The sequence below is a fragment of the Pedobacter sp. AC163 genome, from assembly GCF_979258665.1.
Genome location: NZ_OZ409872.1, coordinates 2,115,666 through 2,133,386 on the forward strand (window position 1 = coordinate 2,115,666; position 17,721 = coordinate 2,133,386).

Annotated in this window: 19 protein-coding genes; 6 read left to right on the forward strand and 13 right to left on the reverse strand. The window is 39.6% G+C overall.

Annotation, left to right across the window (positions count from 1 at the left end):
• Positions 1-2: 2 nt before the first annotated feature.
• Genes ACZZZK_RS08915 through ACZZZK_RS08955 form a run of 9 tightly spaced genes read right to left on the reverse strand, consistent with a single transcriptional unit; the run spans position 3 to position 6,327 of the window.
• Positions 3-2,441 carry a TraG family conjugative transposon ATPase gene (locus ACZZZK_RS08915; protein ID WP_463483835.1) on the reverse strand — a complete coding sequence of 813 codons (2,439 nt, stop codon included), beginning with the start codon at positions 2,439-2,441 and terminating at the stop codon, positions 3-5.
• On the reverse strand, positions 2,422-2,712 hold the full coding sequence (locus ACZZZK_RS08920) for a DUF4133 domain-containing protein (protein WP_463483836.1): 291 nt from the start codon (positions 2,710-2,712) through the stop codon (positions 2,422-2,424). The genes ACZZZK_RS08915 and ACZZZK_RS08920 overlap by 20 nt, the downstream gene beginning before the upstream one ends.
• 7 nt (positions 2,713-2,719) lie before the next feature.
• Positions 2,720-3,031, reverse strand: coding sequence for a DUF4134 domain-containing protein (locus ACZZZK_RS08925; protein WP_056095071.1), 312 nt, complete (start codon positions 3,029-3,031; stop codon positions 2,720-2,722).
• Positions 3,032-3,064: 33 nt separating this feature from the next.
• Positions 3,065-3,376: a DUF4134 family protein gene (locus tag ACZZZK_RS08930; protein WP_056095073.1), complete on the reverse strand. Its 312-nt coding sequence runs from the start codon at positions 3,374-3,376 to the stop codon at positions 3,065-3,067.
• A 5-nt stretch (positions 3,377-3,381) separates the two neighbouring features.
• Complete coding sequence (locus ACZZZK_RS08935; RefSeq protein ID WP_147273667.1) at positions 3,382-3,714, reverse strand: hypothetical protein; 333 nt, start codon at positions 3,712-3,714, stop codon at positions 3,382-3,384.
• Positions 3,701-4,081, reverse strand: a complete 381-nt coding sequence (locus tag ACZZZK_RS08940; RefSeq protein ID WP_056095077.1) for a hypothetical protein — start codon at positions 4,079-4,081, stop codon at positions 3,701-3,703. The genes ACZZZK_RS08935 and ACZZZK_RS08940 overlap by 14 nt, the downstream gene beginning before the upstream one ends.
• Positions 4,078-4,713, reverse strand: coding sequence for a ParA family protein (locus ACZZZK_RS08945; RefSeq protein WP_056095079.1), 636 nt, complete (start codon positions 4,711-4,713; stop codon positions 4,078-4,080). The genes ACZZZK_RS08940 and ACZZZK_RS08945 overlap by 4 nt, the downstream gene beginning before the upstream one ends.
• Positions 4,714-4,725: 12 nt before the next feature.
• Complete coding sequence (locus ACZZZK_RS08950; RefSeq protein ID WP_463483837.1) at positions 4,726-5,916, reverse strand: relaxase/mobilization nuclease domain-containing protein; 1,191 nt, start codon at positions 5,914-5,916, stop codon at positions 4,726-4,728.
• Between the two features lie 3 nt (positions 5,917-5,919).
• A complete protein-coding gene (locus ACZZZK_RS08955; protein ID WP_056095082.1) occupies positions 5,920-6,327 on the reverse strand; it encodes a plasmid mobilization protein in 408 nt (135 codons plus the stop codon).
• Positions 6,328-6,585: 258 nt separating this feature from the next.
• Here ACZZZK_RS08955 and ACZZZK_RS08960 point away from each other — a divergent pair, with 258 nt between their 5' ends.
• A complete protein-coding gene (locus ACZZZK_RS08960) occupies positions 6,586-6,792 on the forward strand; it encodes a DUF6965 family protein (RefSeq protein WP_131538525.1) in 207 nt (68 codons plus the stop codon).
• Positions 6,793-6,924: 132 nt separating this feature from the next.
• On the opposite strand, the gene ACZZZK_RS08965 is transcribed toward ACZZZK_RS08960, so the two are convergent.
• Both ACZZZK_RS08965 and ACZZZK_RS08970 read right to left on the reverse strand, forming a co-directional pair.
• A complete protein-coding gene (locus tag ACZZZK_RS08965) occupies positions 6,925-7,896 on the reverse strand; it encodes a toprim domain-containing protein (RefSeq protein ID WP_463483838.1) in 972 nt (323 codons plus the stop codon).
• A 574-nt stretch (positions 7,897-8,470) separates the two neighbouring features.
• Positions 8,471-9,313: an RteC domain-containing protein gene (locus ACZZZK_RS08970; protein WP_265836333.1), complete on the reverse strand. Its 843-nt coding sequence runs from the start codon at positions 9,311-9,313 to the stop codon at positions 8,471-8,473.
• Positions 9,314-9,606: 293 nt separating this feature from the next.
• Here ACZZZK_RS08970 and ACZZZK_RS08975 point away from each other — a divergent pair, with 293 nt between their 5' ends.
• The 5 genes from ACZZZK_RS08975 (at position 9,607) to ACZZZK_RS08995 (ending at position 13,042) form a co-directional block, all read left to right on the forward strand.
• Positions 9,607-10,746 (forward strand): hypothetical protein, encoded by a 1,140-nt coding sequence (locus ACZZZK_RS08975; protein WP_265836332.1) that lies wholly within the window; start codon positions 9,607-9,609, stop codon positions 10,744-10,746.
• A 110-nt stretch (positions 10,747-10,856) separates the two neighbouring features.
• Positions 10,857-11,312 carry a cyclic nucleotide-binding domain-containing protein gene (locus ACZZZK_RS08980; RefSeq protein ID WP_265836331.1) on the forward strand — a complete coding sequence of 152 codons (456 nt, stop codon included), beginning with the start codon at positions 10,857-10,859 and terminating at the stop codon, positions 11,310-11,312.
• A gap of 45 nt (positions 11,313-11,357) precedes the next feature.
• Positions 11,358-11,924: a Crp/Fnr family transcriptional regulator gene (locus ACZZZK_RS08985; RefSeq protein ID WP_463483839.1), complete on the forward strand. Its 567-nt coding sequence runs from the start codon at positions 11,358-11,360 to the stop codon at positions 11,922-11,924.
• A 158-nt stretch (positions 11,925-12,082) separates the two neighbouring features.
• Entirely contained in the window at positions 12,083-12,559 is a 477-nt protein-coding gene (locus ACZZZK_RS08990) for a MauE/DoxX family redox-associated membrane protein (RefSeq protein WP_416348656.1), read from the forward strand.
• 102 nt (positions 12,560-12,661) lie between these two features.
• Positions 12,662-13,042, forward strand: a complete 381-nt coding sequence (locus ACZZZK_RS08995) for a hypothetical protein (protein ID WP_265836329.1) — start codon at positions 12,662-12,664, stop codon at positions 13,040-13,042.
• 61 nt (positions 13,043-13,103) lie between these two features.
• Here ACZZZK_RS08995 and ACZZZK_RS09000 read toward each other — a convergent pair whose 3' ends face one another.
• Positions 13,104-14,480 carry a RagB/SusD family nutrient uptake outer membrane protein gene (locus tag ACZZZK_RS09000; RefSeq protein WP_265836328.1) on the reverse strand — a complete coding sequence of 459 codons (1,377 nt, stop codon included), beginning with the start codon at positions 14,478-14,480 and terminating at the stop codon, positions 13,104-13,106.
• A gap of 12 nt (positions 14,481-14,492) precedes the next feature.
• Positions 14,493-17,720 carry a SusC/RagA family TonB-linked outer membrane protein gene (locus tag ACZZZK_RS09005; RefSeq protein WP_463483840.1) on the reverse strand — a complete coding sequence of 1,076 codons (3,228 nt, stop codon included), beginning with the start codon at positions 17,718-17,720 and terminating at the stop codon, positions 14,493-14,495.
• Position 17,721 lies beyond the last annotated feature (1 nt).

A 17,721-nucleotide genomic window follows, 5' to 3' on the forward strand; every position in this document is an offset into this window, starting at 1 on the left:
ATTTAACTTGTGATGGATGAATTGACTTTCTTGACAAATTCGGGAAGAGAGATTGCGCTCATTTTCATATCGGCAACGAAATGTTCCAGTCCCAGAGGATAAGAACCGTAACGCTTGACATAAGATTCGACAGCAGTCTTTTCGGGTTTTTCGGTTGTGAAGGTTAAATACTGAAAAAGCGACACTTCAACGCCATAGACCTCCCCTATACTTCCGCGCTTAATGTAAACTTCCTTGAATTTCCCGCGGCCGGCCTTATTTTCAAGCGCATTGATGGTAAATATCTTTCGCTGCTCTACCTCACTGAGCGCCAGGAGCTTTGCTACCTCTGCATAATTCCCCCTGAACTTGGATTGATCGAGCAGGCAGATGGTGTCGGAACTGGCCAGAATGGAATCCTTTATTACAGCATTTCCGATAATATCGCCCAGTTCCTGCGTCACCACAATTGGCTCTCCCCAGAATTTCCTCATCGTTTTATAGAGGTAAAGAATGTAGTTAGCCATTAGCGGAGATGCGATTGCCTTCCACGCTTCTTCCAAAATCATCGCTTTTCGCTGGCCTGTACGGTGCCTCATTTTCTGCAGTACCAAATCCATAATCACCAGCGTCACGATTGGAAAAAGAACCCTATTTTCCTTGATTGAATCAATTTCGTAGACAATAAAACGCTCTGTAAAATCTGAAAGATCAGCGCTTTCGTTGAGCAGCCTACCGTACTCTCCGCCAAGACAGAATTTTTTAAGTACATAACGGTACTCATCAAGATCGAAACTGATCTTCTCATTTTCCTTGATCTCCGAAATCTTAACGATCGAATAATGGTAGAAAGAATCAAAACACAGCGCATAAGCAGCCTCTCCTAAAAAGAAGTCTGAATAGTAGGCCGAGAGTACATTTGAGAAAACCGTATCCTCAATCTGCGATACGCTTCCCTCTGCACCCTTTAAAAGAAGTCCGATAAGTGTTTTGAGGAAATCCTTCTTTTCGATGTTATATTCTGCTTCAGAAATAAGAAAGGGATTCATCGTGATCGGATTCTCCTCGGTATAGGTGTAATACTTTCCTCCAAAATAATTGCATAGCCCGGAATAGGAATGTCCTACATCAACGATCACGATGTCGTAATTATAAAGCATATACTGTTCAAGCAGGCTGTTCATAAAAAAGGATTTACCAGTACCAGAGCTGCCCAGAACAAATTTTGAACGGTTGGTAATCCTGCCAGATTCCATAGGAAGATCTGCTGGATCTATGCCTACAGGGATTCCTCTCCTATCGGTAAAGCGCATGAGAAACTTGGAGGGCTCATCCCGCATCAGCCGTTCCTTGTAGAACAGGCAAAGGGCCGCATCCGAAGTGGTGAGGAACCAGTCGTATTTTTTCAGTTCCACTGCATTTCCAGGCAAGGCACTCCTAAAGAGTTCCATCTGGTTATAGGCATTCTTGGAGGGGATAATCCCCTGCTGAAATAGGCAAGCTTCAATAAAGTTACAGCTGGTATCCAGAAGTGGAAGTTCGCAGCAGACCAATAAAGAATAGTGCGCATTGACGAGCAACTGGTTTTCCCTTGCCACATCTATGAGCAACTTATCAATATCCTCCACACACATCTGATTGGCTGGATCAGGAACTCCGGAATGCCGCTTGCGTTTCAGCTGCAGTTTGTTCAGGGTAATGCCCTGGGAAGGAATTTCAATTAATTGGTTATAAACAAGACTTTCAATACCCGGAACTGATGACAGGAAAGAAAAGTTGTCCATCGGAAATTCCTGTAGTCCTTTCCCGTCGTTCGCCATTAAATATGGCCCAATGGATTCAGGCATGTCAATGGAATCGATATTGACCAGGCTCATGCAGCGGATCACCTTTTTCCCAATACCTATTTCAGTATCCCCGGCCCTTAAGTTATTGAGCGAAAAATGGTCTGAGGAGAAATCCATGGCAAGCATCCGCGAAATATAGCGTTCTATCTCACCCTGGGGCAGTACTTTTGGTGATACCGATGCTCCTTTCAATAGTTCACAGACCTTGGCAATATTGGATACAAAATCCAAAAGGGCTTTCCTGTCATAAACGTACATTGCCCTTCGTTTGACCTGACGGGTTATAACCAGATAACTAGAGTGCTCAATATATTCCCTCCCTGAAAAATGCTCATCGTATTTTTGCTGAAGGGGTTCACTTTGCACTTTCGCCTGATAAGTTCTTTTAGAGAACACATCCTGTTTCTGAATGATATACCCTTCACTCAATATCTTGATCACATTGAGAAGCAGAAGATGAAAGGCCTGGTAGCCTGCCGGATCAGCGGAATAAATAAGCACCGGATTTTCGATAGAAAGAATTACTGAAAAATCGCCTGACTCACCATAAAGAACCGAAAGTCCGCCTATCTCTTCTATTCCGGCATATGGCAGTTTAAATTCCTGTTTTCCCATAACCTCGCCTTAAATAAATACGATGAATAAATATCTCCCTGGATCTGGTCTTATCATGAAGACCGGATGCCTGCTTGGAATATGTGTAGAGGAGCCCACCGGCTATTGAAAGAATGGTTAAGAGGCCACCGATATACATATTGAGGAGCGCACCGGCTAGGCCTCCTGTGACCAGCCCAAGACCTAAGGAAGAAATTCCATAAGCAATAAACTTCCCTTTGAAACCGCGATAAACAAGGGGCTTTTGAAGCCCCTTGTAAACTGGATACATCCTCATGCTATACGCCAAAGAAAGCCTTGATCACTACCGATACCAGAACCAGAAAAAGGCAGGAACCTCCCCAGCCCATAATTTCTTTGTTGATGTCCTGATCTCCGGAATTCCATTTGATGTAGACACGTACCCCGCCGATAATACCTACCACGGCACCAATCGCAAGGGTGAGTGTAGAAACTGGATCTACATAAGAGGTCAGCGAGGAAGTCGCCGCATTGATTCCTGTTGTTCCTCCCCCAGTCTGGGCGGAAACTGCCTGCACTAAACCCAATAGCGCGGCCAATGACAAAAGTCTTTTGCTTTTTCTTGTCATAAAAAAATTGATTTAAATTGAATAAAATTGTATTTACAGTCCGAAAAGACCGCGGAGGAATACACCGATGAGAGATAAAAAGAGGCATGAAAAGAACCATCCCATAACCTGCGCATCGATGTGGTGCTTGCCCATCTGCCAATTGGCATAAACCCTAAGTCCACCTAGGATTCCTGCGATTGCGCCAATAACCAGTACCAGATCCGAGAGCGAAAAATACCAGCCTTTCACCTCTGCCGAGGCGGAATAAAACTCTGAGATTCCTGGTTGAGCATTAGCGGAAAAAGTAGAGAGCAAAAAAAAAGAAGCTGACGCTGCCCTTAAAAAGAATAAAGAAAACCTCATGGAGTTTAGTAAGGTATTGCCCGCGTATGTTCGATGAGGTTGTCTTTCGCAAGGGAAAAAAGCTGTTTTAGTCCAATGCCTCCACTTGAGCTAATTGGACCTGTTGGCAAATAAGGGGCTGGTTTCTCCTTTTTTTCTGAATCCGTAGGCACAGCCTCCTCAGCTTTCTCTTCCAGGGTAATCAGCTCAGGGGTAAATGTTTGTGCAAAGAAAAGCTCGTCTTCCGGAGTTTCATTCACACCAACTCTTTGAGATAGAAAAAGATCAAAAAATAAGTTCAGTAAATAATAAACCATATATACAATAAAGATTATGGTCAAGAAATTAGTCCAGCTCATGGGTCATATTTTTTAAAGTTTGAGAAATATATTCGTTTAACCAGGGATGGCCTTTTAAAAACTGGTGGAGGGAAAAAACGATTACCCTGGTCATATCAATATTCGAAGTAATCTTTAGTTGCCTAAGCTTATTCATTGTGCGCTTATCAATGCGGATAAGGATTTTCTCCTGCCCATCCATATTAAAGTCCCGCAGGGATGAGAGAAAGCTAGCTAGCCGCTTGGTATTCACGACCGTTTCTTTGGATTCAGTTTTTTTTACACCAATCTTTTCAGCCCCATGACTGGCCTGGGATTTTTCCGGCAATCCCTTTTCCTCTTGGATCCTTGATTTCAATTGATCGGCAAGGGACTTGATTTCGCTCATGATGATATACCTCTCTTCATAAAGCTGCCATAGATAAAGTCCATTGCCGGCATAAAAACTGGAATTAAAGAGGCCGGGACATGGATGGTTCCTACCCGCTGAAAATCGATGCGGTCAGAAATACCGGGAGAAATCTTTCCAAATCTGGATAGTACCTTGTCTACCTCTTCCCTGGTTTCATACTTTACGGTTGTTTTAATCCTATTTGGCACATACACCATGGGTGATAAATTATTGATCTCCCGACATACAAGCGAAAAGAGCACTGTACTGTCTACAGAAAATTCATCATAATTAAACGGGCAGATAATGAGTTCCGCGGAACTGATAATGGGAATCAATAGATCATCGTCCATTTTACCCGGAAGATCAATGAGCACAAACTCATCCCTATTTTGGTTAAGCAGTTCCAGCAGAGCCGGGAAGTACTTAAGATCAGAGGGAATAACCTCGTAGAGGGGATCGTTCTCCAGAATTTTTGCCTTTTCAAACTTGCCTGAAATCGAAGCCTGGTAGTCCATATCCAGAACGGTAACCTTCTTTTTTTTAAGCATTGAGAGGAAATAGGCCAGTAACAGGCAGAGTGTACTTTTACCTGCTCCCCCTTTCTGATTTCCAATTAATATAACCATAAGCATAAAAATTTAACGTGTATTGGTTCTTGCTTTTTTTTGCCTGCGCCTATTCCGTCCGAGGATCTGCTCATCATCAATATCATCAGAGATATCTATATCCAAAGAGAATTCGCCAATGGATATACAATCATGCATTTCAACCTCGTCAGCAGGAAATATTGACTCTGATGGATTTTCAAGGAGCATCTCTTCCTTTGGAGAAAACTGATTTTCATAAATACCCTCCGAAATGGGTATTGACGTTTTTACTTCTTCGGTTTGGCGTAAAGTCTCCATAAATTTAGTTATGGACATAATATCGCCACCTTTAAAAACTTCCTTGGTGGAATGGTCTAAAATGGTATAGCCATATGGCGGCTTGTCACCTTTAAAATGAAATACAAACTGAAGGCCGAATGAAGAAGATAATTTTTCGCTTAACTCAGAGTTATAGCATATTACTTTTCCTTTCTCACCACCTGGAAGATCTTCCCTGATCGCTTGAATTCTGGAATCGGTAATTGGCCTATACTTTGCAAAAATCTGTTTTAACTGTTCCTTTCTTTTCTGATCAGGTGAAAACCGGGCAATTTTTTGTTCTATTCTGGTTAAGTTTATACTGCCTACTTTTTCACCATACTTTGACAGATCAAGCGTATCCTCCAGAACTTTTAATGCATATCCCTGTCTTTCAAGCAACATCATAAACTGCGCCTTATTGGAGAAGCTGTATTGAAGTGCCCTCGTCAAAGCTTTTTCAGCAGCATGTTTCTCATCATTACCGATAAGTTTATTCAGTACCTTATAAGCCCTGATCTTCTCAAAGCTGTCGGAAATCTTTTTCCCTTCCAGGTCTATTCTTGAAGATACCATATGGATGTGATTATTCTGCGTGTCCTTGTGGAAAATGAGAAGATACGGCTGATTTCCATAACCCATGCCCTCTAGCCAGCCTTCGGCCAGTGTAACTAGTTCCCCCTTGTCCAAGCTTCTGCCCTTTGAAGATATCATTGCATGAAATTGCGGATATACAACCCTGCGGTTTCTGCTCGCTAGGGATGAGAGGTAGTTTATATAATCTCCAGGCCTGATCTCAGATAGCCCTTGCAGCGCCCCAAAACCGGATACCTTTACCAGTTCTCCCTTATTTTTTTCAACTTTATTGGTATTGTACCTAACTGCCCTAAAAGTCTTTGATTTCCAAAGAATTTTCACAATCATAAACTAAGCCTTTAATAATCTGAGTAATTCCCTGGTTGCTCTCTCCATTCCTCTAAATATTGAAATGTAATCAGTAAAAATCGTGTTGAACTGAAGTACAATTTCAGCAGAGAGCATTCCTCGTTTATTTAAAAAGTTCGCATGCCGGGCAAGCTGGTTAATGTTGTTTCCTGACCTACCGATCTCTGCACCGATCTGGTTCAGGTGTTTTAAAACTTCAACAGCATTGATTTTATTTGAAACCGCAGAGGAGATTAAAAGCCTTTGCCGCAAGAAATCACTTTCTTTCAATCCAAGGGAAAGCCAAAGGTTTCGGAGTAAAGCATATTCTTCCTCGGTAAATCTGGCCTTAATGAACCTGGTTCTTTTACCATCTAATTTTAAAGGCCTCCCATTCTTTTTCTTGGTCATATTCAACAATTAAGGGACATCCTCCGAAGAAGAAAAAACTAGTTGCGACGTTTTTTCCATCCCGCTACGCCCCCAAGGCGAAAAAAAGCGGGCAAGTTATAGGGTTTTTGAGCAACAAAAACACAACTTGCAGGCTAAAAAACCAAAATACACCTACAATAACGAAAGGATAAAAACCAAAAAATTTAAGCTTGGTTTATTAGGATTTTGTTAAAAAGTATTCCGGCAAAAGAGGAAGCCTAAAGCTATCTTTGCCAGATGGAGCTGCAGGAATTAGAAGAGTTTTTCAAGAATTGCCAGAGACCGGAAATGCCGGTGTTTTTAAATGAGGCAACAAAAGTAACTGACTTTGATTTATTTCTAGAGAGCCATTTCGGGCCACTTAGAGCTAATCCGGAAAGTAAAATCAATAAGCCACTATTAGTAAGACTAAAAATGATGAAACTTATCATTGAGTCTAACTAGCTAAACATATATCCACATATTTCTATATAAGAATATCCACATATACCGATAGAGGCATATTGATATTTTACGCATATACAGATATAATTATATCTAAATAGCTCAATATTTACATAGTTATATATTCATATATCAACGTGTTATACCAAAACCACTCTCTACACTAAAAGGCATAGGCTTAACAATAGATTTTTCAATTTGCCTTAGATCAGCCACAAGCTTCTCATTATAATCCTTAAACCCTGCATATTTGAACGAACAGTCTATACTTCCATGTACATCTCGGATAAATTCCTGCGCAGCAGATTTTCCTGCTTTATCATGGTCAAAATAAAGTTCAATAGAACCAAACTGGTTTGACCTACCCTTGGCAGCCTGTAGAAACGAAAGGGAATTTAACACCAATATGGATGCAGGATCCTGTGGATGTTCGACTTTCCAGCTCAGAAAATCAAAGTAACCTTCAAAGACACCTAGCCTGTCAACAGCCCCCTGCAAAAAACTCATCCCCTTGTGCCCCAGGCAACCCTTAAAATATTTGTTGCGTACCTCCCAGCCACCATTCTCATTTGGCCATGCAGAAGCAAAGTAATTCCTGCGCTTATTGCTGCTGTCCATGACCGAATAATAAAGTTCATATAAATAACCACCTGCAACGCTTTGCACTCCCCTGCCTTTAAGATAAGAACTGATGACATCGTTGCCGATTGATTCATTTACTACTTCTACTTCATATCTTGGAACTTTGAAGAGCAAGGGCCTTCGGGAATTATCAACAGGCACATCCTCGGTTCTCTCAAGGTTTATTTTTGCATACTCTACGATTTTTTTAAGAACCTCAGGAAAGCTTGAGGGATACCAATATGCAAGGCCAAAATCGATTATGCTTCCGCTTTTTATTCCCGATACTCCTGCACCGCCATGGTCAAACCAGACCCCCAGATTATCATTTACACAAAGTGAGGCCGTATATTCTTCACGCAACATACTTAGAAAAAAATACTCTCCCCCCGATACTTTCTGGGGACTAAACCCCAAGTTCTTCAAAAGATCGAGGAGCGACACTTTCTCCTTGATCTCATTAACGTTTAAAAAAGCTGACATACCGATTTAGTTTTAGAATTTTCAGAAACAAAAAAGGGGCTTATCGCCCCTTCAAAATAGAACCCAAAAAGAAGGGCCTCTATATATTGTAATTTTGGAACTACTCGCGTCGATTTCTACAAACCGGACTTATCGTCTGCCAATGCGCTTTCACCTTTTTGACGTCATCTCAAAGCTTCGCAAAATTCCCTTAAATTTAAAGGGTAATGTTTCATTCCTGAATGTCAAAGACCAACTCTTTTGTTGGCTCAAAATTCAGGAAGTATGCTGCGAGCATTTGACACTTTTCAAAAAGTGGGTACGATTTTTTAATTCCTTTAACGTAGCTTAATCGTAGTGGTTTTCGGAATGGAAATGTTGTAGCTTACCGATATTACCGTAAAACCCTCACATCGAAGCGTAAATTCTTGACAAAACTTTAGAACTTGCTAAAATCTCTACAAATCCTGGCAATAAGATTTTAACACTTTTTCAAACTTGTGTTATACTTTCACTACCAAACATTTTTAAAAATTTCTTTCCGGACACATAGCTTTACATTGAATTTGTTAGAAAAAATCCCAGAAGAATCATCTTAACTGAAGCGTTGTTTACTGATAATATGATTGTTGATTGCACTTCTCATACCATCGAGATAAACTGTATACCCTTTGCTCTTCCTTCTGGATATATCGATGAATTTTCGGTAGGCAACACCCAGGTCTATATTCAAGGTTCGCTCAAGAATATCCACTACCTGGGAAATGTCAGCTTTTCCATTGTTTAAAGAACCCATAAAGTATATGCCATAGGCGAGCTCAACCAGATTAACTTTGTCATCGGTCCATTTCAGCTCCGAATTTTTCGCAAGAAGGTGATAAAGGGAGGAATCGGGATTGTTATAAATCAAACGAATCCTGGTCAGCAAAAATTCGCGCAGCTGCTCGTATGCACGGAACTTTGCAAAAGTATAATCTACATTGGTATCAAATTCGTCGTATTTCAACGCTGGAAGAATCCCCTGCTTGTTTTTTCTGAGAAAATATTCCTGGTCCAGGGCAGTTTGATTGTTGAGGTAATATTGGTAAAGGAATTTATTTTGCTCAAAGTATCTTCTCAGGAAATCTATTTCCAGAACATAATAACTCCTAATTGCCTCGTCCGTATCAATCGGAATATTTGATAGAATATTGAATTGCTCCACAATCAAAATTTTACAGCAATAGAATTTCGGTTTGTGTTCTTTAAAGAATAATATCTCTTCCATTTCAGAAGAGAAACCCAATTGGTTTACCAACGTGTTCAAACGACTGATATCCTTTTCGATAATGTCTAGAGAGAATGAAAATCTGGTTAGGTCACTGATGGGTTCTTGTTTTACAGCATGCAGTTTTGCGGTCATTTCTAAATAAAGCTGTTCAGAAGTTTGGATTAACATAGAGAAGGATTTAGGTAAAAAGTTGGTTGACTGAACCTGCGATTATCCTACAGGAACTTTCGCAAGTTGTGCCAATTCGCACTCTAAATCAAGTTAACTATCAGTTGCATAATTGATCAACCCCCTTTGAATACATTATTTGCAGATAAATTCTAAGGACAATATTCGTTAAATTTTACTTTTGAGAATATGTTTGTCAGCCTAATCAAACTAATGGTGTAACCACCAAAGGCCTCGGTGTAAAAATCTTTTTGACAGGTAAGTTCAGTCATAAATTGTGCTAAAAATCAGCTATGAATTACCAATTTATTTTTTTTGAGGAACATCTCACAAGCCTGCAAACGAAAAAAACTTTTGCAAAAAATTTTGCAATGGAATCAAAAAAAAATCTGGAACGAGAGCATTCCCGACTGACCAGAGCCTTCAGGGATATGGCCGTTGAACTAAATAATCATGAAAAGTCAAAAGCATATTTCAATTTTCACCAACAGAACTTAACCCTTTTAATGGATAAGACTAGCACAGAAAAAAAGCTTAGGGAAAAAGATCCGGACCACAAGATTATAATAAGTACTCTGGAAGCATTGCTGGATATAATGGAAGAATTACTAATCTGGATGAAACAAATCTTTCCGAAGATCTTCGACTATAAAGGCAGGATCCCTATAAAAATGATTGAGTCCGAAATTTCGGAAATTGAGAATGATTTAGATTTAATCGTTGGAGAATTTGAAATGAAGAAATTGGATCCTAAACTGATGCAGGTCACAAGATCGGTTTTGGATATAAGTCAGATAATCAGTTTTCAAGATCTGAAATTTTGGAAAGAATCCTGCTACAAAATTCATCAAGATCTTATGTTGCTTGATCCAGTTGATGAATTTCGCATTATAAAAATTTTCATGGGGCTTGGAATAAATCATCCTGACTTATTTTTTTATACTAAACGGCATATTTCAAAAGAGATTGAGCATAAGACAACTTTAGGGGAAAAAATTTCTGCAGTCTGTTCCTATCGGAAAGAGATAAGAGTGTTATACAGAGAAACCCAAATGCTCCAGTTTACAAAGAAACCCGATATTCAGCGCACTATAAAAAAATTCCTCCGAGAAGAACTCCTTTTACTCCGCGCTATGGAATTTGTGAATCATGAAGTTGAGGAAGCGGGAATTATGAACGCCAACTATAAAGTTTCCTTTTCCGTTAAACAGCTGGCCTTTTTTGTCCATCTTCAGATGGAGACCGGGATAATAATATGGCAAAGGGCAAAATTCGCGCACCAGTATATTGCAAGGCACTTTAGCACTGTGGAACGCGATTCAATATCTGAAAAAAGTGCAAGAAACGCCCACTATAATCATGCTAGTGAAGATATTAAGAAAGTCATCGCAAAGCTCAGTGAAATGCTCGCATTAGCTCAGGAAAGATATTGAAATTGTGAGAATACTGCGAATCTTGCAATTTGATGAGGGGTTGCAAGACCATAAAATTTCTGCAACTTGACAAAGTTTTCAAATAGCCGTTCTTTATCCCTAAAAAGATTATGGACGTAGAAAACTATTCACAGAAACTAAACGCATTTCACTCACTCTCGCCTGGACTCAAAGCATACATCTCAACCATAGCCAAAAAAACTGCATACAAAGGTGGCCAGACTGTGTTCCTGACTAGAGAAGATTATAATTTTTATCCCTTGATTGAAAGCGGGTCTTTACGGCTAATGGCAATCGATAAGGATAATGATGAAGAAATTGTTATCCGAACCTATAATGCTGAGGAATTCCTGTATCATTTTCCAAACGTTATGCCAAGATCAAGATTTGAACTTTATGTAGAGTTTTTGGAGGATTCCTATTTGATAGCGTTTAGCGAAAAGCATTATTCGAACCTTATGAAAATATTCCCTGATGCGTACCTCTTGAATCTATCATATACCGCCTGGCATTTGAACATACAGTTGGAACTTCTTCTCGGCAACAACAATATTCCTGATAGGTAATAACGTATATGACACACTTTAAAGTTTACCATAAATCATATTCAAATGAAACGACTCATCGAAAAACTCCAAAGTCTTCAAAATGCAAGCGAACCTGTTGTAAGCCAACTGGCGGAAATCTCTGTTCAGAAAACTTTCAATAAAGGCTTACTTATTAGCACACCAGATCATTCATACCCTGAACTTTATTTTATCGAAGAGGGTCTTGCAAGGGGATATTTTATTTTCGAGGGGCAGGAAAATACTTCTTGGATATTACAGAGTGGGTTTATTTTTCCGACTACTTCGTTTTTTTCTTTCAGTCACACAAATGAGTATGTTAATTTTTTAAAGGACAGTTACGGCTACTCAATAAGTCTATCCCAATGGAGTGATCTTGCCAAAGCAAATCCTCAATTTTTAATGATTCTTCTGGAAATCTATGAGGAACATTACCGTGAAATAACGCAAAGAGAACAAATGCTGAGGATCAGACATGCGGAAACAAGATTTCTCTATTTTCAAGCCAAGTATCCAGAATTAATTAATCTTCCCATTCATAAGATTCTGGCTTCCCTTCTCGCAATCGAATCAAAATATCTCTTCAAAATAAAAAGGAAATACCGCAGATGAAACGGCAGGGAATCGCATTATTACACAAATAGGTGTACGATTATCACTTTTTCCAAGGGGTGCAAAAAGAGTAAAAATTGCCGAATTCGGGTAGTAAATATTATTTCTGTTGTTTCGAACTTTAATCCACAATCAGATGGGTTTTTAATGAACAAAACATGGAAAATATTTATTCACATAAACGGACACATATAAGCTATAAAAGCTTGGTATCAAACCTAAATACCATTGGAATATTCCTGTTAACATTGCTATGGTCTTATGCAGTTTTTGCAAAGCTCGCTGATCTAAAACTTTACCAGCTCCAGATGAAGGAGCAACCCTTTCCTTATTCAATACAGCAGTTACTGACTTATCTTGTCCCGATTCTTGAGTTAACCGCAGCGATGCTACTGATTTTTAATAAACACAAATGGGGGCTTTGGCTTTCCTTAACTCTGATATTAGGATTTACGATATACATCACACTGATCCTAACCCATGTTTTTCCCAATGCCCCATGCAGCTGCGGTGGCTTCATCTCTAAGATGAGCTGGAAAACCCATCTCTACTTCAATATACTTTTGTTTTTTATAAATATGGGTTGTCTTATTAGAGTTATCAAAAAGGAAAGGAGGTTAAGCGGCAAAGAGTGAAAAATATAATTCCAAAATTTAATGCATTCAACAGGGCATGGTGCCCAAATCTTAAACTAACTTTTTCGCTTGTTTTTTCAAAGTAAAAAGCATCCTTAAATTATGTATACAGCAATAAAAAATGTAAGCAAAGGCCTAATGGCCGCCGCTTTAGGGTTAGTATTAGTTTTAACCGGATCGGCTTTCAAATCTGAAAAGACCAGTAAGCTTGAAAGATACCAGTTCCGCTATACAGGACCAAGTTTATCTCAAGCAGATGTTGAAGAGGAAACTTACTGGACTCATGATGAAAGTGCACCCGTGTGCGATAATGAACAAGAGGCGGCTTGTACGATTACAGTGTATAAAAGTTTCGTAAATGAAGGCACAACGCCAACACTGAAATCGTCCTTAAATATTTCTGCTTCGAATGCAGCCTCTACTGCATATGTTTCAGGTAGCAGTGATAATACGATGGATATCATCAATCGCTCTGCGGAGTAAACATCATTTTACCGGCAAATATTTAAAATCGGGCAGTTAAATTTAGACTGCCCGATTTTTATCAATTTTGAGGCATTCCTGTCAGTTCTATAATATCGGTTGGTAAAGGAAGTGCATAGTATTTAGATTCAGGCATTAAAGTGAAGGTCTTGCCATCAATTACTCGCCTTAAAATTATCCCAAATCCCTCCTTGTTATATCTCTTTATGTCTGCGAAACGCAAACCACGCAGGAGTAGCTCTTTCCGCCTTTCTTCTCTAATCTTAGTTACGGCATCTCTTTGATCAATGGCAGTAATTGGAATGAAAGGGATTGTACTTTTCCAACGGGTTTTCATCAAAGTATTTAGGTCATTCATTGCACCAGCGAGATCATTGAGCATTGCTTTACACTCCGCGCTATTTAAATAAACTTCGTCGGTAGCTAAACCAGAAAAGAAGATATTTGCACTGGCTGTATAGTTACCCTTGAATTGTTGATAGGGAGCAGCTAATTTGAAGAAAGCTGTTTTTCTGAGATCGTTGGCATTATAGCTGGCATACAAGTTTGAATCGATCCTAAACCTCGTAACGTTTGTAATTCCAAAACTGCTATTTAATTCTGCATACCATATTGTCTCCTTATTAAACTTTTTTATTGGTACAGCTGTGCTTAATGCCAACAAGTCCGGATCTCCATTGAAGTTCATTAGTTTAGCATTTAACTTTAATGACTCCTGAGCATACTGAAGAGAAAGGTCATATTTGCCCATATAAAGATAACAGCGCGAAAGAAGTGCTGCCGCTGCACCTTTCGATGGGCGCATAACGTGTTGCGGATAATCAGGCAATAAAGATAATGCCTTCATCCCATCATTTATAACTTGCTGATAACATTCATAAACGCTTGATCTGAATGAGGGCACATTGAAATCGGAGCTCAGCCGCAGAACAATTCCAAGGTCAGTAGTGGAACGGGAATCATCATACGCCAAGCCATGCTGGCTTGTGAGCATTAGAAAATAATATGCACGATAAAATAATGCACTCCCCTGTGCATTATCCCATGCTGCCGAATTAACGGCTGAGCGTTCAGTTTTACTTAACAGTTCCAAACTCAGATTAGAATTATATATTGCCAGATATCCAAGATTCCAGTCATTCCCAATTCTATATGGTGTCGGACGCCATGTGTAAGCTTCCTGGCCAGTCAGTCCCACTGCATTGTAGCCAGCTAAAGGCAAAAATATATCATCACTGGACGCTTCTCCAAAAGATGGGGATGTCCGAAGGTTCATGATGTTGGCATCATCCAGTAAGCCCTGAACATCCTGAAGAGTTTTTGGGATAACAAGTTTTGAGTCTGATTTAACATCAAGATACTTTTTACACCCAGAGGTCACAATAGCAAGGAAAAGTGAAGCAACTGCTATTAAGAAAATTATTCTTCTATTTTTCATATTATTTAACATTTAAAATGAGCCCTTTATACCAAACGTTATCTGCCTTGATGGCGGAACAAATCCAGCATAATCGGGATCGTATCCGAATTTATTCGCTTTCCATATAAGGCCAACATTTTGTAAGCCGGAATATGCCTCAAGCGTTCTGAAAGGAAATTTCCACTGGGAAGTATTTATGCTATAACCTAGCTTTATATAATCAAGTCTGATGTGATCCCCAGACATTATATTGACCTCCGACCCGTAATAAAATGCATCACGTAAACTTGAGGTTGGATACAGAAATGAAGGAACATTAGTATGCTGTTCGTCGCCAGGATTTTGCCATCTCCTAGCAAATTCTGAATTTCCAATGCTACCTGCGATCAATTGAGTATAGTTAATAGATGGTTTCCTCACATGGTATCCAAGTTTAAAGTTTATGTTTACCGATAGGTTGAAACCATTCCAATTGAAATTATTGATAAGGGATCCAAAGTAAGTAGGGGATGCCGAACCCTTATATATTAAATTTGAACCGTCTTTTGTAGCCTCCGCTAGCAAAGCAGTATAGTTTGTACTCAGTACCCCGTTCAAATAACCCTGAGGATTGCCATTTACATCAAGGCCGCCCCACTTATAGGCTGCTATTGAGTAAAGGGGATAGCCTTCCAATGGAGTGATTGCCTTACCGCCAGAGAGAAGTGCATATATGCTTGAACCGGTGTTAGAATAATACTTTTCGGTTGTACTGAGGTTATAGCTGACGTACAAGTCTGTGGTCCAGTTAAATTTACCTGCATTTAAGTTTTTAGTATGCAGGTCGAGATCCAGACCTTTTCCCTTCATATCTGCAACATTCCGGGTAATGAATTCCCTTGCTCCCCAAGTGGTATAGTCATAACTGGATTGCCCATATAAATCGGATCCCTTTTTAGTATACCAGGACAGTGATCCTGATATCTTTTTCTTGGCCGATTCAAAATCAACTCTTACGCTAAACTGCGAGAGTTGCTCCCAGCGTAGGTCTGGATTATTTATGGAATTGATTCTTGTAATCGGAAACCCGGTGACCACGTTGCTAGCATATCCTGCAACTGGTGATGCGGTTTTCGTCAAATCAACGTTTCCACTGTATCCAAAACTACCTGTCAATTTTAAAACTGGCAGCCAATCAAGATTATAAAAATTCTCATCTGATATCTGCCACCCTATTCCTGCAGACCAGAGTGGTTTCCATTTATCATTAGTGTTTGCTCCAAAAATATTTGATCCGTCTCTCCTTATGCTGCCCGAAAGGATATATTTTCCACGATATGTGTAACTTAAATTACTGTATATGCTTATAAACCGATAAGCAGTCTTACTGATTGTGTTGGAACCCCCAATCTGACTGCTGTTTCCGGATAGATACTCGGGATAATAACCCGTTTGATCCACTAGGTTGAAATAAAGGGGATCTTCTTGGTATCCCAATTTTGTGGAACCGGTACCGGATGAATTAGAAGCCCTTAACTCAGAACCAAAAATTGCTGTCAATTTGTGTACTCCAAAAATCTTATTGTAATTGAGCTGCGCCCTGCCGGTTTGTGACGATACCTGTGAGCTATTCGTTGATAGAATACCACCAAGAGGTACAGGAGAAGTCACGATTCCTGTTGAAGAATTGTATTGACTATAAGTGTTGATCAAATCTCTGGCGGCAAAACTTTCTCTATCTGAGGTGTGGTCATCGTCTCTGTTTTGCCTTTGATACTGATAAGATATCTGCAAATCCAGCCCGTCGAGAATCTGGAACTTCAGGCCTACATTCGCGTATAGTTCTTGGGACTTACCCGTAAAGTAGTCATGGATATAATCCTGATCAGGATAATATTTCCAATCCAAAAACTTACGGTTTGCTACTGTGTCTGTATAATTTGCCCTATATTTCATTGCCAAGCCTGAGATTTGATTAAAATCCAGATAGGTTGGGTACCTCCCACCGACAGATAATGAATTATAGCTGGGTCTGCCAGATTTGGAATGCAGATTTGTAAAATAAACGTTTGTGTTTAAGCTAATGAGCTTGTTAAATTTAAAGTCATTTGCCAAATGCAGGTTTATCTTATCCGAACTGCTAAATGTCTCTCCTCTTACATGATCATAAGCAGCAGAAAGGAGATAGTTATTTCTTTCACCCCCACCCTTGATGTTCAAGCTGTGCTGCTGTGTTAATGCCCTTGTATAAAAATTGTCGAGATAGGATTGCTGGGTATTATTATTTGATAGTCCCTCAATCTGCTGAACGGCTGCAGCTCTTGAGATTTTTCCATTTCTCTGAGCCAGTAAAATTTCTACAACAGGTGTAAGTGAAGCCCAGGGAGTCGAAGTTATTTTATCATTAAAGTAACCGGCGTCAAATAGTTTTCTTTCTAAAGCTATATAGTCAGCATTATCTATTTGAGATACGGCATTAAGTTTTGGAAGGCTCTGTAAAAGAAAGTTTGAGTTGAATGAGAGCTGCATAGCCTGATTAAACTTACCCTTTTTGCTTGTTATTACAATTACCCCATTACCCGCCCGGGCGCCCCAGATCGAAGATGCAGCTGCATCTTTCAAAATTGAAACGGTTTCGATATCGTTGGGATTTATATTTTCAATATCGCCTTCATAAATAAAACCGTCCAAAACAATTAGAGGATCCAATGGTCCATTGATCGTGCCTAATCCCCTTATACTGATATTTGTTTTATTTTGCGGATTGCTGCTGGTTTTACCTACCTGTAGCATTAAGCCGCTGCTCTGCCCGATGAGCCGGTCAAGTATATTGGTTCCGGATCTGGAATTTATTGCTTTTTCGTCAATCAAGGATATTGTCCCATTGATTTCATTTGGTTTAGCGTTCTGGTAACCAGTTTGCACTAAAACCTCATCCAATTGATGAACTTCTTCAGTCATCTTTACTGAAATGAAAGATAACGGGGCTTCGTAAATACGATTTACTGGTTTGAATCCTGTAGCAGTAAATCGGATGGTATCCCCAATTCTCACATTTTTTAAAACAAAATTTCCGTTTTTATCCGTAAGGGTAACCCCACCCTTAAAACGAACAGAAACAATTATTACCTGATCATCAAGATCAGTCACTTTTCCACGCACCTCCTGTCCCTTTTGCGCAAAGGCTGTGAGGGCAGAAAGTGCAATAATTAACAATGCAGTTGCAAGAAGCAAAAAATTCCATTTCATTTTTCTTGAATTAAATTGATCTATTCTCATC